This window comes from Escherichia sp. E2661, from assembly GCF_004745185.1.
Lineage (GTDB): Bacteria > Pseudomonadota > Gammaproteobacteria > Enterobacterales > Enterobacteriaceae > Escherichia.
Map to the genome: position 1 here is coordinate 194,325 of NZ_PDIG01000035.1, position 16,005 is coordinate 210,329.

Here is a 16,005-nt window from a genome sequence, read left to right on the forward strand (position 1 = left end):
AAGGCCTCATGCTAAGTAACGATATTCTGCGCAGCGTGCGCTACATTTTGAAAGCCAACAATAATGACCTGGTGCGTATCCTGGCGCTGGCTAATGTTGAAGCCACCGCGGAACAGATCGCCGTCTGGCTACGTAAAGAAGACGAAGAGGGTTTTCAGCGTTGTCCGGACATTGTTTTGTCTTCATTCCTGAATGGTTTGATTTACGAAAAACGCGGCAAGGATGAGTCTGCTCCGGCACTGGAGCCGGAACGACGCATTAATAACAACATCGTGCTGAAAAAATTACGCATCGCGTTTTCACTGAAAACCGATGACATTCTGGCGATCCTCACCGAACAACAGTTCCGCGTTTCCATGCCGGAAATTACTGCGATGATGCGTGCACCGGATCATAAAAACTTCCGTGAATGCGGCGATCAATTCTTGCGTTATTTTCTGCGTGGACTGGCAGCGCGCCAGCATGTGAAGAAAAGCTAAGGCGAGATGGCGGCCATGCAAGAACATGGCCGCCGACAGATTATTTCACTTCTTTAAAACCAGCAGCAGCCATGACCAGTTCAATCTGCTTCATGCTGACACCTTTGCTGGTATCTTCATCACCCATCTTGATACCAGAAATGCCCTGCAGGGCTTTCAGATCAACTTTTTCCATATCGATATTTACATTTTCCTGCGCGTAAGTATCGGTATAGGTTAATTTTTCTTCAACGCCCGGAATGTTTTTGTATTTGGCGCTTAATGGCTCAAGTTTCTTAGCTGCATCTTCTTTGGTGGTTGCACCAATGGTTGCAAACTGAATTTTGGTTTCTGAAGATTGCTTAATCACTTTGTCGCCTTTGTAGACATAAGTAATGGCAATTTCAGTACCGTTCAGATTAGCGCTAAATTTCTTAGATTCTTCTTTGTCACCGCAGCCTGCGAGAGAGAAAACCAGAACAGATGCAACTACGAGGGAAAACAGCTTGTTGAAAGCCTTCATGTAAAACTCCATTTTATCAAAATCAGGAAACTGGTGACTCTCACCAGGGCGCTATAGGATATGCCTAATATAACGGCTTGAGCAGTCCGGAAATGGAGTAGCTCTCTTAATAAAAAGCATTTTCTCCTTCCTGGTACTCAAGCAACGGTAATAATTGTTCGCAAAGTAAAACGCAACTATTCAATGTTTCTATTAGTGTCTCACCTTCCGTATGACGCCATTGATTCAACACATGCGCCAGCCGATAAAACCCCGCCGCGGTTAAATCTATTGCCAGCAACTCAGCCTGACTAATGATGCTCTGTTCCTGATAGCGCCAGCCGTTGTGTAGCAATTGAATGAGCAACGCCTGACAGCGCATCAGCAACTGATGAGCGGTGGATGGCGCAGGAAGAACGCACGCTGAAGGTAGTGCTGCAACAGGCGCAGTTTCAGCATCCAGAGCCCAGGCTCTGGTTTGCGTCATCATGACTCGAGGTTCCAGCGTTAACTGTCCTTCAACAAAACTGACGAATCCAGAAACCAGACACACAGGATCATCCTGCTGTTGTAAAAGTGCCGCCATGCGTTCAGTGGCAAAGGGCGCGCAGGCAGAGGCTGGCAGCGATAACGTCAGCACATTATTTTCACCTTCGCCGCTAATCACCTGCGCATCCAGCGTCTGGCGGCTGCTGTCCCATCCCAGCGAAATACACTCCGCCACCGGCAGAATAAATAAATTATCCACCTGATTAAGCGGCCGGACGCAGACTGGCGGACGCTGGCGTAAGTATTCCCGCAAAGCCACAATGCCGGGCTGGCGCAACGGTGCACTCAGCATTTGCCAGGCATCGGGCGACAGTGGGACAACGCTACTTAAGCGGTTGCGAGTAGCTAACAGCAGCTCACCTTCGGCACTGCGACGCGCGGCTTGTGAAACAATTTGCCCACCTGCCAGTGCGCCAGCCTGAAAACTAAACAGCCGACGTGTGGCTGCCGGTGAGTTTCCTGTTCGCTTCTCGGCCAACTGCGCGAAAGGTGCAAAATACTGCCGGTGTCGGGATCGGTGAACCAGATGCGTAAACCATACTGCTCATTATCCTGCCAGCAACGCATACCTAGCGACACCAGCCGCAGATGATCAAGCTTTGCTTCTCCGGCAATGCCTGCGCCAACGACCGTGCGCCACGGCATGGTAGGAATTTCACTAACACTGTCGCGCTGCGCCATTTCGTGTGCGCAATTTAATCGACTGTTTAATGCGGCAAGCTGACACAAGCATTCTCCGGCATGATAATGGCTGGCGCGGGCGTGGAAGGCATCAACGCTGGCGCGCATTTGCCGTAGCGATTCACTCACCCATCGCCAGTTGCAGGTCTCTGCCGCCTGCAATGCACGGCTGAATGCGGCCTCGTAATGGATGAGCGGCTGGCTGATGCCGCCCAGCCATAATGCCTGACTTAATTGCTGAACATATTGACGACACGTTTTGCCTTCTTGGCTGGCAAATGGATCGTCGTTAGATGCGGCGTGTTCGCTGCGCATCTGCCAGATTAAATGAGTAAACTCAGCTTGCTGCGCTTTGGCCTCGGCGAATGCTTGTACCGCCAGCGCCACGTGTTCGCAAAGCGTTCCGGCAATACAATCACAGCGGGCGAAGTGAATGCTGCTGCGGGAATAAAAACGCACATCACTCATCGGCAATCGGGCAGAGGGAAGTTCGCCCGGCGCACAGAACAACTCGATGCTGATGCCTTTAGCGACAAGGGCTTGTGCACGTTTACGGGTGGCATCGGGTAGGGTTGCCAGCTCTCCCAGCCAGTTTGCTGGATCCCACTCTTCTTCTTTTTCTGTGGGCTGGGCGGTAGCGCAAAGTCGTTGATAACTTAACACCAGCATCACGCGATGACGGCACATGCCGCTGGCCCCGCAAGTGCACTGAGCCTCTTTCAGTGCCTGACCGTTCGCCAGCTGGGTACGGACACCGTCACTGAACGTGGCGAGTAAAACACCGTTCTCATGGCTGATTTCCGGAATGTTGCCATTTTCCAGTTCCTTAAGACTGCGCTTCACAAAACCGGCATTGCTTAACGCCGTCAGCGCCTGCGGTGTCAGTTCTAATAATTCCGGACGTAGTGAATTCATGACTGAAGATTCTCCGCCAGCCATGATGCCAGCTCGCCCGGCGTCATCGCGGCTATTTGTGCGCCGACATTAACCAGCGCCTGGGCCGTATCGTGGTCATAGCATGGCGTTGCTGTGCTATCGAGCGCTGCCAGTCCCAGCACTTTGATACCGCTCTGGACACACTTTTTCACCTGATGCGTCAGCAATGATGATGAACCCCCTTCATAAAAATCGCTCACGAGGATAATGACGCTTTTTGCTGGTTGTTCAATAAGTTGCCGACCATACTCTACGGCACTGGCGATATTGGTCCCGCCGCCTAATTGCACTTTCATTAATAACTCTACCGGATCGGCAACGTCTGCCGTGAGATCAACCACGCTGGTGTCAAAAGCGACCAGATGGGTACGAATGCCGGGTAACTGCCATAAACAGGCCGCCATCACCGCAGAGTGGATCACCGAATCGACCATCGATCCGCTTTGATCAACCAGTAAGACCAGTTGCCATTGTTCACTGTGGCGCTTAATACGGCTGTTAAAGCGGGGGGATTCGATATACAACTTGCCATGTTGCGGGTGCCAGTGTTGCAGGTTGGCGCGCAGAGTACTTTTGAAATCGAAATTACGCGCCAGTGGAATAAATGAGCGGCGACGGCGATCGCGGACACCAGAAAAAGCCTGACGAACCTCCTTTGCCAGTCGCGCCATAATTTCTTCAACAACCTGGCGCACTATCCGGCGGGCGGCAGCCAGCACTTCAGGATTCATCAGATGTTTGGTGTGCAAAACGGCGCGTAGCAGGCTTTCAGAAGGCTGCATACGTTCCAGCACGTCGAGATTCGTCACCACATCTTCAATGCCGTAGCGCAGTACGGCATCGCTTTCCAGTCGCTCGATCACCCGTTGCGGAAACAGTGTGTGAATACTGTTGATCCACTGAGGTGTAGTGAGATTTGAGCCACCTAATCCACCGGAGCGTTCACCACGCTGGAGCCGGTCAGGATCGCGCCCGTACAGCCACTCCAGCGCGTGGTCTATTTGTCGGGCGTTGTCATCCAGTCCACAAAGCGTCGTTTCTGCCGCTTCGCCAAGAATCAATCGCCAGCGTTGTAGCTCACGGGTGGTCAGAAGATCGTTCAGTTCAGACATGGAAAACTCCCCAGTGTTGCAGCGATGCCAGTGCCTGCTGTTCGAGTTTTTGATGGTGTGCAATGGCTTGCGGTGGACAATGCAACGGCATTTGCAGCGCCGAAACGGGAAGTTGCGCCAGTTGATAATGCTCAAGCACCTGATGCGCCAGCGTCCCGCGTTCTCGTGGCGGTAGCCAGGCCATCGCCGCGCGTAAATCGGGCAGGGCGTTAATAAAATCGGCATCACTCAGTTGATTTAAATGACTGCTGAAACCGGTGATAAATGCCGGCTGACAGGCCAGTTGATGGCGGGCCAGCGCCAGCAAACCGTGCAGCGCTTCGCCGGATTGTGCCGGGGATAATTGCGCCAGCATCGTCAGCGCCGCTTCGGCACTGGCGTTGGGATGTTCCAGACGCATCAGTGCGCCAAGAGCCGCGCCGCGATCCAGTGCCGGGGCATGAACCGCCTGACTGCGGCGCTCCAGTAAGGCCACCGCCGCAGAAAGAGAAACGCCGGGGAGCTGCACACCGCTATGCAGATCGCGCAGGATATGACACAACGCTTGCCAGCTATGCAGGTGAGCGTGAAACTCCTTTTCATCCGGTCTTCCGTTAGATTCACACAGCCACAGCGTGCGATCGATAGCCGCGCATAACGTCGTTTGTAATATCTGCGCGCCTTGCATACCGCTAATTTCATCCAGCCGCCATAAGGCATATAGCACTTCCAGCGCCTGGCCCATTTCGGCAAATTGATTTTCCTGGGCGATTAATAATGTGAGTTGCTCCAGTAATTGTTGACTGAAAGACGCCAGACCCGCTAACGCCGCCTGGCTAAGACATGTGGTGATACTGCCGATTCCGCCCGCGTCCAGCATATCGGCTTCTAATTTATTGCGTGCGGCTTCCTGGAGTGTGGCACCAAAACAGGCGGCCTCAATCAATGCCGCATGTTGGCTAAGCGGGCGAGTTAATTTCCAGCGTTCTTCACCGTTACCTGCAAGTGTCAGTGTACTTCCCTGCCGGCGCACAATCCCTGGGATCTCCAGTATTGCCAGCCGATGTAACACCTGACTTTGCGCTAGTCCATTGGGGTTAAAGCGATTTAAGGTAAGCTCCGCCGGAAGAGTGATTTTGCTACGTTCCAGTTCGCAGGTGACATCTTTTGGCAGAGGCGGTTGTGGCGTGGAGGGGGCAAGTTTACCGAATCCGTCACCCGCTAATGTGTCTATCAACGTTAGCAGAATCGGATCGGTATCGGGATGAATAACGCCGCGATAGCTCCACGGCAACGGTGCATTCAGGGCTTCTTTAATCAGCGAGCCTGCTATGGCATCCAGCCAGTCAGTGCGTAACGGTAGTGTATGTCCGCGCAACTGCGCCAGTGCCATTGCATGCAGATGAGCGGCAGCCATATCCGCGGTTGAAGCAGGCAAGTGATGTTGGCGCAAACGGGTAAGAACCGTTTTTAGCAGTTGTTCTCCCGCCTGCCGCAAGCCCCACTGCCAGCACCAGTTTTGCCAGACCGGGGCAGGCATACCGGAAAGGTATCCAGCCAGCACATCAAGGCGCTTTTCGCTGTATGGCGTGAGATAGCAACCTGTAACGGCCTCATCCTGTGAGGGCAATTCTGGCTTGTTAATTTCCTGCGGACATACGCGCCACATTTTTGCCAGTGCCGGAGCGTGCCAGCCGCCGCAGACGACTAACACGTCGCCATTATTTTGCTGCATCGCCCATGCAATCCAGCGGGCCATAAAGGCTTCGCGCTGACGATTGAGTGCATCGCCGGGGGAGTCGCCCCGCAGTTGGGCAAAATAGTGCGCCAGTGCAGAGGGTAATGCAGTTTGCTGGCTTTCATCTTCGAACAAGTGATCCCACAGGGTGTCGCTGTTATCCATGCGGGTGGCACGCAGCAGCAAGGTCTGGTTTTCCTCTTGCGTATAGGGCGAATCGTCCTCTTCTTCACTCTGCGCCCAGCAAGGCAAATCGATGAAGTAAGTTTGTGCCTTAATATGACGTGCGGCTTGTAGCGCCTGCCACTCCGGCGAAAATTCAGCAAATGGCGTCCAGGCACCACGCCCGGGGGCCGCACCGTCCTGATACTGGCAATAACTGTAAATAGCTACCGGAAGCTGGTGGGCTAACAACAGTTCGTCTACCCGGTCATTAAAATCAGCCGGGCCTTCAATCAACACGTATCGTGGCCGCTGGCTTTCGATTAACGATTTCACCAGCCGGGCGCAGGCCGGACTATGATGCCGTATGCCGACAATTAACGGCTCGCTCATGCATCTTTCCTCACGGCAGGCGGTGGCGGGCTTGATAATAAGCCTGCCAGTGAGCTTCTTTATGTGTGGCGACACGCTGTTCGAAGTAACGGCGCAGACGAGCGCGATCTTCTTCGTTATCTTTGACGATGGTTCCGGCAATACAGTCCACCAGATCGGCTGGCTCACCTGCGCGATTCGCTAAAAACCAGGCGCGGACGCCCACGGCGTGGGCCACGTTCACGGCTTCAGCGGTGGACATAATCGCTGTTAGTGTATCCATTGACGTTTTCTTTTCGCCGTTGGCACGCAGATCGCGGAAGGTGCGTACCAGTAACTCCAGTACCGCGTCAGGCACTTTATGCGGAATACCGCTATGGGCCAGCAAACGCGCCGAAGCACTGGCGACCAGTTCCAGCTCCTGGGCGAAATCCATAATCGGAAAGACAGTTTCAAAATCGAAGCGACGCTTTAGCGCGGCACTCATCTCATTGACGCCGCGATCGCGGGTATTGGCAGTGGCAATAATATTAAAGCCTTCTCGCGCATAGAGCTGACTGGCTTCACCGGTGAGTTCCGGCACCGTCATAACCCGGTCAGAAAGCATACCTAACAGACAGTCTTGCACTTCCAGCGGTGTACGCGTTATCTCTTCAAAACGGACGATTTTGCCGTCGCGCATTCCATGGTAAAGCGGGGCAGGGACCAGCGCTTCCGTTGACGGACCATGATTGATAAGCAGGGCGTAGTTCCAGCCGTACTTGATTTGATCTTCGGTGGTAGATGCGCCGCCCTGAATGGTTAACCCGGCATCGCCGCTAATAGCGGTTGCCAGTAATTCAGACAGGAGAGATTTTGCGGTACCCGGTTCCCCCACCAACATCAAACCGCGTCCGGTGGCAAGAGTGACTAACATACGTTCGACAGCGGAGGGACTAATCACGACTTTACGGCTAATATTTTGCGCTTCGTCGCCAAGGATAAAAGCACGGGCCGCGGGCAAACTTAACTGCCAACCGGGCGGGCAAGGTGCGTTATCATTTTGTTTTAATTTTGCCAGTTCATCGGCGTATAACACAGCAGCAGGCGGACGCTGCAGATGATTATTCTGCGGTGACATATATTCATCCCTGAAATGTATTAATAAAATAAACGATATTTTACGCGAAATAAATGTTTGGCGCATTAGTTGTTTGAGCGGAAAATATCTGGAAAACAGATCACAGTAAATAAAAAAACCTGCTGGTGAGGCAGGTTCTTTTTATTTACTACAATGACGCTAACTTGCTGATTGTGCAACATTTCGTACCAACGAATAAATTATAACCATATCCACACTCCATTGCAATTCAGTGAGTGAGATTTATAATCCTGCCCGTTGGGAGGTTGTGCCGGATCGGACCAATTTTAAGTCCTGGCTGCCGGACGGGTGGTGCCGCAGGCGGTGCCCTGATCCGGAGAGCAACGTTTCGTACCAACATACGTAAACCAGTATCGACAGGCAGTGTAAGGGTAAGGTGCTGGTGTTGCGCTCCTTAATAAGGAGAGCGGATGGACACGCTGACACAAAAGTTAACCGTGCTCATTGCCGTACTGGAGCTATTAGTGGCTCTGTTACGGTTGATTGATTTGTTGAAGTAACGGGCAAATTGAAACGCATCTAAGGGGGAATACCGTTTCCCCCTTTAATAAACTATTATTCTATTTCTTGGTTGAATATATTCTGTAGTTCGCGATTAAAAATTGCTATTACCGTTTCAGGTGATTCACCTCGTAATTTTCGCTCATCAATACACTCATCTCTTATATAAATCAACGCATCATTTATTAGCGGGTCAGCATCTTCTCGATCACGTTGATGAAATGTTGGACGTAGCCGGAATCGTTCCAGTCGATAGACGGAACCTGTAAATAATTCAGAGCATTTATGGATCTAAAGTCTGAAGGAAAACGGATTTTCAGGTACAGGGACCTCATAATCGTAAATAGCAACCAGCTCTTTTTGCACGATCATCGCTTTTCCCGGTGGTAAGTCGGGTTGATAACGGGCAGTCGCATCACTGCCCGCTGTGTTTTAATGGAAAATGACGTCGGGTGCGCTTAACGCTTCACTCAAATCAAACACATCAAGTTCGGCAAAAGTGACGGATTTATTGTCACGGTAAACCCGAAGAGAACGGAAGCTCATTAGCGCTTTGCTATCAACATTGTAGTGGTTAAAACCGGGTGAAAACTTAAGGACCAGCCGGTACTCGCCCAAGTCATAGACAAATGCGTCCTCATAGCCTGACTCCCAGCCTTTGTATCGCATTCCTATAAGTTGCCCAACGGTAGCGGATTTACCTTCCCAGCGAGTCAGGCTGTTACTGGTTGACTCGTCAGGCGTGAGCAGCACCGTGCGTCGTGTCAACTGGCGAAGTGGCGGTATAATTTCGTAATCGGCAAAAAGCTGTGCAAATTCACTGCGCATTTCTGCTGTCATTTCTAACGGGTGGGCAATGCCAATCAGAGCGTCCGCAGGCAGGTCAATTGGCTCATCTTGTGCATTGCAGAATTCCCCCTCTGCGGCCACACGAAAGGCGTTGAGTAAATGTCGCGGTTCAATTGCCAGATAAACCCCCCATATTAATCGCTGGGTAACCAGACGGGTAAAGGGATGATTAACAAAGAGAGAATGAAAATCTGCCAGCGACCAGCGTCGGGTGGTGCGCAGGGCAGTTTCAAGACGCGGGAGCAGGTTTTTGCTCACCTGAGTGGCATCTTTTTTTAGCCCTTTTAATCGGGCCAGTGCCTCGGGCGCTTTCAGTTGATCGTCATCGGCTCGCAACCGGGGAACACTTTTCTGGCGAATGTTTTGCTGATCGTAGATAACCGGGTTGAGGTTTTCATCGAAGCGAACGGTAAACTGCCGTGGACCAAAATCAAAAATCAACGCCTGCGGATCATCAAGGCCCAAGGTTGGGACTAATTTGTCCGCTAACTCTTCCTGGCTTAGCCCGCGATTTTCTGCGACCACCTGAAGGAATTCCGCCGCGTTATCACGTAAGGGGCGGGATTTCGCCCGTTGCGATATATGATGCAGCTGTATCAGCGCCATATCATTATTCATCAGGGGGAGTATATTCAGACCACTGACAGCACGGGCAGATTTGCCTTCTTGTGGCCAGGCGAGGATCTGTGTCGTCAGATCCCGTGCCGTGCTTTCGTCGCCAAAGAGACTTAACGCCAGAAATGCCCAGTTGTCTTTTGCGGGGGCGCCAGCTTGTTGCCATGCGGTGAAGAGATCCCAGGCAAAAGTGGCCAGCGTTTGCGGTTGGCAGAACGTTTTCAGTTGTTCCAGCCCGCTATAAAAACGTCCACCCTGGGTAAAGCGCAGCATTTCGCCGATAATTTCCAGAGCGTCATCGGTAACAGGCTGATTATTAGTGATAAGGCGCGGCCTGGACCACATTGTCGGATGCCAGAAATCAGGAGCTTTTGGAATGCGTGCTGGGTAAATCTCTATTGGACTCTGTTTAAGTAATTGCTCCAGGGCAGGCCATACATCTGTACGCTGCCAGCGGTTTGCCACGGTTTGCAGTAATTCACCATATCCCTGTTCATACAGGAAACGAAGGGCTAGTAATGCCGCTTCGCTGTTGTCGTTGGGTTTATCAAAGACAAGTGGAATAAGGGCGGTTGCCGTATGTTCCGGCCATTGTAAAATCCACTGGCAAGCCAGATCACGCTGTGCCGCGAAACGTCGCCAGACGCGAGCAACGGGCAGGGCCAGTTCGGTGGCGCCGAAATTTAACACTAACGGAAATGTTTCTTTTGGACGATGCGAAAAAGCCAATAACAAACCGGGTAGCGCATCCAACCCGAGGATACTGAGAAAATAGTCTTCGCCAGCGAACAGGAATTTTTCCTCATTGATACGCAGCCAGAACGTTAGTGCCATCTCTCGTGGCAGCTGTGCCAGCAAATACAGGTTCCAGACACTCTTTTCCGGACGATAACGTGAGTAGTTGTCATTTTCCCATATGTTAATTAACGCTTCTACGTGACCGCTGCGAAGCGCCTGTTCTGCTAATTGTGCTTCCGGGGAGTTCCAGCCATTCAGGATCTCTTCAACCCGCCCCTGGTAGTAATGCCACTGAACAATGAGTGAATTGCGTGCAGCGTCCAGTTTTCCGGGGAGTATATAATTCAGAAACAGCCATACATCATCCCCAAAACCCAGTTCCTGTAATACAACTCGTCCACTTTTTTGTTCCATGCGTTCCGCAAGAGATTCCGTGCTGAAATAACGGGCAGACTCAGTGGCCGCAAGCCTCTCTTGTTCGCCTGATTGCCAGTAAACTTGCGGAGTTAATTCGAGCGGTGCCAAATCAAGACGTGAAGCTGTCATTTTTTTCTTACTACGCCACGGTGGTGAAACGAGGATTTCAGGCATTTGGCTGTTATCGGTGCTATCAATAACCGGTTTTGGAGGTGCCGATAAATAACTCTTCAGCTCTGCCCTGGCTTGAGTACTTAACCACGGCATCACCCTTTCTGCTAGTTGTGGCTGCGATGCCATCAGCGTTTGTAACAGCGTACGCCAGTATTCATCGCGTGCTTTTTGCTGTGCAGGCAGCTTTTTGTCTTCGATGATTGGATAACCTGGGCGGGCTGGTGGTTCTTTTAACGCCAGCAGTTCTGCCAGTGCGGCGAGCGTCGCATGGGGGAAGTTTTTACTGTATTTAGCCACACGTTGCAGGCTGGGTTTGTTTTTATCAGCAACTAACAGCAAGGTGCGGATGACTTGCGGATGGTTAATTTGTACCAGCAGACTGCCGCAATCTTCTTTATGTGCATACATCGCGAGGCGCGGAACGGCTGCCAGTCCTTGTTCGCGCAAAAGGGCAGCGCAGGCCGCGTAACCGAAGTGGTTTTCATGCGACATGTAGCTGGCTTCGCGATCGCTAAATATATCCTGGCTCCAGTAGCGTTCGAGTTTTCTCACCGCTGTGGGGTCATTAGCAACAACTTTTAACCACTCCTTAGAATGATAATGAGTCCGCGGGCATTCAAGGCTTACCAACTCATTGGCGATTTCTGGTTTTTCGGGGAGGATCAGCGCAATAAAAGGGCGGCGAACTTTGGTTATTCCTGGCAGTGCGGCAATGAGTTTGTCGGCGCAACGCTGCCAGCAGCTTTCCTCTGCCAGAGAGAGGTGTTTACGCAGTCGGAGATCGAATTCGTTATAGGTTTCTGAGCGATAACCATAGCCATAGTCCTCGTTCTGATACTGCAATGTGACTACCAGAGGATCACTCTCATAACACCGTGCAATAAACTGGCGTGCAATCACCACCTCAGTCGCATATTCCAGCTCCTCTTGTTGGACGATTTCGTCGAGCAACTGTTGGCTGTCATTTTGCGCGATACAGGCTAGCGCCGCCATTGTGCGGGCCGGGACTGAGGGTTTGTGTTCGCCGATCAAGTTGATGGCCTGCGTAATGGCGGACTGCCACTCCAGTGAAAAATTTTCATAACGCCAGACAATGTTTTTTTTCTTCTCAGCTTTTTGTAGCAATTCATCACCCAGTGTCTGAATGATGCTTTCAGTGATAACAGGCACCGGTTCTCCCGGCCAGCGACGATGGCTGAGTGGTGTTTTGCCTTTTTTTATATTTCAGTTCCAGTTGTGCGTTATCCGCCAGCCACGGTAGTTCCTTGCTCATGTGTTTTCCTTATTCAAACAGAGCTTCAATATCGTTAATCAACTCGCTGGCGGTGATGGCATCGAGTACGGAGAACTGCGCTTCCTGTGTTGAATTACTCCCCCAGCCATAGCTTTCTGCTTTGCCTTCCCATAGCCACAGCTTGCTTAAGAGTTGCTCGGCACTCAGTTCGGCTGGCGACATGCCTACCGCAAAACCTTCATCGATTTCCATGACTAACGACCAGCGGCCCAGGGGTTTGATCATCCAGCCGATCCAGCCTCCATCCTGCGGGGTGCCCTTTATCCAGCCTTTATTCGCCAGCCCCATTACCCGACCGCTTGGGCATTTTCTGCCTGCCCAGCGGGTCAATTCGCTGGCATTGCGCTCGGTTTCTGTCAGGGCGTAACTGTTACGGTCGAGCTGGCGGAACGGCGGTAACAGTTCATAGTCGGCAAAAAGCTGCCCAAAGGCGGCGGCATCCGTCGGTGATATTTCCAGAACGTGAGGAATACCAATAGAGATATCGCCTTCCGGCAAGGTGAATAGGTCATCATCAGCGGTGCTGTAGCTGTTATCTTCCGCCACGCGAAAGCAAGCCAGTAGCTGGTTTTCGGCGCTATAAACACCCCAAATCAGACGGCGGGTTAAGTGGCGAACCAACGGATGCTCAACCAGGAAGAGCTGAAAGTTTTCAGCCGACCAGCGGCGACGAAGGCACATGGCGGATTCCAGCCTTGCTACCTGCTGGGCAGCAACGGTACGCGCATCTTTTTTCAGCAATTTGTAGCGGTTAACAGCATCGTTCGCCTGTGATTCATCATCGCTTTTGTTTGGTTTGGGCAGGTCTTTCAGACGACTGCCGGAAGCGTCACGCACAAACGGTTTTAAGGTTTCATCAAAGCTGACGGTGAACTGGCGTGGGCCGAAATCCAGCAGCAACGAACCGTTATCATCCAGACCGAGATCCGGTGCTAACCGATCTTCAAGCTCCGCCACCGTGAGTTCGCGGCTCTCGGCAATGTTGGCAATTTTTTCTTTTGCCCGCTCCTGTAATGCTTTGAATTTCAGTTTCTGGGCGATGCCGTTAAGCTGCATCAGGGCGATATCGCTGCCGATAGCAGCGAGAATATCCAACCCAACGGTGGCGCGTTTATGCTGGGATTCACCAGGCCAGGCGCGGATTAATGGCGTCAGTTTGCGGGCGGTGTCATCGTTGCCGAGAACACCTAACGCACTGAACGCCCAGCTCTCTTTCGACGGAGCTCCCGCAGTCAGCCAGGCGGTAAACAGATCCCAGGCAAATTCAGCCAGAGAGTCAGCGGTACAGGCGTCTTTCACCTGCAATAATCCCGGATACAGCGCTTCTTCCTGAGGGAAGCGGAGCATTTCACCGAGGTGGAGGAGGGCGCTATCTGGCAGTGATTGGGCGTTTGCTTTTAATACCGGGCGGTTCCAGAGCGATGGCTGATAAAAAGTCGGAAGAGTGGGGATTTTTGTCGGGTGATTATCTAAGGCATCGAGCGCAAGCAGAGCGTTCACCGCATCGGTTACTTCCGGCTGGTTATAACGCCGGGCGATTTCTTGCAGTAATGGCTGATGACCGTTTTCGCTAAGCATTCGCAAGGCAGCGCGGGCGTTATCCTGGGCTTCACCGGCTTTGCCGAGCGCCGCAGGCAGCAGGCCGGTAAGGGCATGTTCCGGGTATTTCAGCAGCCAGGTGCGGGCGTTTTCGCGTAGCGTTTTGAGTTTGTTGAAGGCACGGGCGACGGCAGGTGCCAGCTCACTCGCTGCGAAGTAATTCGTGATGGGCAAGGCTTCCTGTGGATAGCGTGCAAGTGAGTTTACTAACCCAGGTAACCCTTTGAGTCCAAAATGTAACATGGCGTATTCGGTATCGGTATGTGGAGATAGGGTAAGGGCATTCCATGCTTTTACTGCTTTCTCCAGCGGCAATGTTGTCAAAATCCCCAAATGCCAATAATGCCCGGTAGGTGAATGAAACACCTTAAATTCACTTATTAAGGTTGAATAATCTTCATTTAGCCATGCCTCAACTACCGCTTCGGGAGCTTTAATATATGTACCAGCGATCCGTCGTTGAAAACCCATTCTTGCCAACAGGTTGGCAGTACTTTCTTCATGGCTAACCGTGATGTGTTTTGAATACCAGATATATTTCGCCAAAAGTTGATTACTGATTTCTTCTGTCAGATAACAGATTGGCTCAATGCCTAATGGCGCTAACTCCAGCACCGGAATCGTCGCTTTTTTCTTTTTCGAAAGCCATGGTGGGGAGACTACTATGGCTGGCAGTAGATCGGCGCTGGCATGGTTTGAGGGCTGTGTCAGTTGTTGCAGGCATGATTTCAGCACTGCAACTGCGGGTGTCGAAAGCCAGGGAATGACCTGATCTGCCAGTGTCGGTTGCGAGATAAGCATCGTCATCAGCATAATGCGCCAACTATTCTCTTCTTTTTGCGCAAGAAGTTCCGCCAGTGCTGCCAATGCTGCGTGTGGGAACGCAGCGCAGGCTTTCGTCATTCGATCGTGACAGCGTTTAGTATGCCCGGCTACACGTATAAGCAGTGTTAATGCGAACGGATGATTAATATGACGCAACACATCGGCGCAGTAGTCACTTGCGGCATAGGGAGCAAATCGGGGCAGGGCTGCAACACCTTGCTCCTGTAATACGGTGGCTGACCATATCGCACCACAATAGTAATCATCAAAAATGGCATATGGCTCGTGATATCTTTCTAATGAGGCAAGAATGTGCTCATCAGTCGCCACTATTTTTAGCCACTCAAGCGAGGGTGATTTTTTTTGCCCCAGTAGACGCTGGGCAATTTCATGTGCAATTTCTGGTTTTTCGGGTAATAACAAAGCAATTAATGGTTGCCGCCATTCTGGAATATGTGGAATTGCGGCAATAAGTTTTTGTGCACATTTTTGCCAGAGAAACTCTTCCGCCAGTGATAAATGTTTACGTAGGCGTAATTCAAATCTGGAATATTGCTCCAAGTAGTTAGGTGCAATGCCAGACGGCAGAATAATAATGACATTATTCGCATAATCCCATTCAATATCAATCTGTTGAAGGTGTATTATTACATCAGTAGCATATTCCAGACCGCCTTCCTGGACGATCTGATCCATAACATCCTCACGCACTTTATATCTTGTGCATTTCATTTCAAGTGCCGTGAGTACAGCCATTACTGGTGATGGTAACAGTGTTGTTTTCAGGCCGTCGATCTGACTGATCGCCTGGGCGACGGTGTTTTGCCATTCTAAAGAACAGGCGCTGAAGTCAAATGTGGCTGTTTTATTATCCCGTTGCGACACACTACAGGCTAAGCGACGTAATTGGGTCAATTTGTCTGCTTGCTGAACAGGAACTCCGGGAAAGCGGCGATGACTTAACGTGGTGTGTACAACTTCGGGCGGAAAAACGACAGCAATATCTTTCGCCAGCCACGGTAAAACAGCATCTGTATTTTTGTCAGCCGCACGGGTTTCTGCTACGAAAGAGGGTTGTTCCTGAATAATGGTGGATAAGTCCGCTACCTTGAGAGAGTCCGTTACCGTTTGGGAAGGTTGCAAAGAACTATCCTTCGCTTGCTCCACATACCCCTTCTTTACTTTCTCCGCAATCAGCTTCAGTTCCGCTTTTTCCGCCGCCGCAGCATCGGCAAAGCCTTTTACCTGACTTTGCCCGTTAGTGCCGACTTTGCCCCAGTTGATATGCAGCTCGTTGTCTTGCTGCTCCACCGCCCAGAATTTATGTGATTTTTCGTCCTGATAAATATAGGTTTTCATTGCT

The 16,005-nt window shown here is 51.4% G+C and carries 6 protein-coding genes and 3 pseudogenes; 1 reads left to right on the forward strand and 8 read right to left on the reverse strand.

Annotated elements, in window-relative coordinates:
• Nucleotides 1–8: 8 nt before the first annotated feature.
• The gene (locus CRI63_RS18090) at nt 9–479 is read left to right on the forward strand and encodes a DUF1456 family protein (RefSeq protein ID WP_130257535.1); all 471 of its coding nucleotides are present in this window, start codon (nt 9–11) and stop codon (nt 477–479) included.
• Nucleotides 480–519: 40 nt separating this feature from the next.
• On the opposite strand, the gene CRI63_RS18095 is transcribed toward CRI63_RS18090, so the two are convergent.
• The 8 genes and pseudogenes from CRI63_RS18095 to CRI63_RS18130 form a co-directional block, all read right to left on the reverse strand.
• On the reverse strand, nt 520–981 hold the full coding sequence (locus tag CRI63_RS18095; RefSeq protein WP_130207020.1) for a YehR family lipoprotein: 462 nt from the start codon (nt 979–981) through the stop codon (nt 520–522).
• Between the two features lie 106 nt (nt 982–1,087).
• Nucleotides 1,088–3,105 (reverse strand): annotated as a pseudogene (locus CRI63_RS18100) (SWIM zinc finger family protein).
• Complete coding sequence (locus CRI63_RS18105; RefSeq protein WP_135520302.1) at nt 3,102–4,238, reverse strand: VWA domain-containing protein; 1,137 nt, start codon at nt 4,236–4,238, stop codon at nt 3,102–3,104. Before CRI63_RS18105 ends, CRI63_RS18100 begins: the two are co-directional and overlap by 4 nt.
• Entirely contained in the window at nt 4,231–6,510 is a 2,280-nt protein-coding gene (locus CRI63_RS18110; protein ID WP_135520304.1) for a DUF5682 family protein, read from the reverse strand. The genes CRI63_RS18105 and CRI63_RS18110 overlap by 8 nt, the downstream gene beginning before the upstream one ends.
• A gap of 10 nt (nt 6,511–6,520) precedes the next feature.
• A complete protein-coding gene (locus CRI63_RS18115; RefSeq protein ID WP_135520306.1) occupies nt 6,521–7,609 on the reverse strand; it encodes a MoxR family ATPase in 1,089 nt (362 codons plus the stop codon).
• Between the two features lie 576 nt (nt 7,610–8,185).
• Nucleotides 8,186–8,503, reverse strand: a pseudogene (gene yehK / locus CRI63_RS18120) (protein YehK).
• Nucleotides 8,504–8,563: 60 nt separating this feature from the next.
• Nucleotides 8,564–12,197 (reverse strand): annotated as a pseudogene (gene yehI, locus CRI63_RS18125) (DUF4132 domain-containing protein YehI).
• 9 nt (nt 12,198–12,206) lie between these two features.
• Nucleotides 12,207–16,001 carry a WGR and DUF4132 domain-containing protein gene (locus CRI63_RS18130; RefSeq protein WP_135520308.1) on the reverse strand — a complete coding sequence of 1,265 codons (3,795 nt, stop codon included), beginning with the start codon at nt 15,999–16,001 and terminating at the stop codon, nt 12,207–12,209.
• Nucleotides 16,002–16,005 lie beyond the last annotated feature (4 nt).

Excerpts from the sequence above, each read along its gene's own strand:
- CRI63_RS18110 (WP_135520304.1), bottom strand. The coding sequence starts at position 6,510 with ATGAGCGAGCCGTTAATTGTCGGCATACGGCATCATAGTCCGGCCTGC.
- CRI63_RS18090 (WP_130257535.1), top strand. The coding sequence starts at position 9 with ATGCTAAGTAACGATATTCTGCGCAGCGTGCGCTACATTTTGAAAGCC.
- CRI63_RS18105 (WP_135520302.1), bottom strand. The coding sequence starts at position 4,238 with ATGTCTGAACTGAACGATCTTCTGACCACCCGTGAGCTACAACGCTGG.
- CRI63_RS18095 (WP_130207020.1), bottom strand. The coding sequence starts at position 981 with ATGAAGGCTTTCAACAAGCTGTTTTCCCTCGTAGTTGCATCTGTTCTG.
- CRI63_RS18130 (WP_135520308.1), bottom strand. The coding sequence starts at position 16,001 with ATGAAAACCTATATTTATCAGGACGAAAAATCACATAAATTCTGGGCG.
- CRI63_RS18115 (WP_135520306.1), bottom strand. The coding sequence starts at position 7,609 with ATGTCACCGCAGAATAATCATCTGCAGCGTCCGCCTGCTGCTGTGTTA.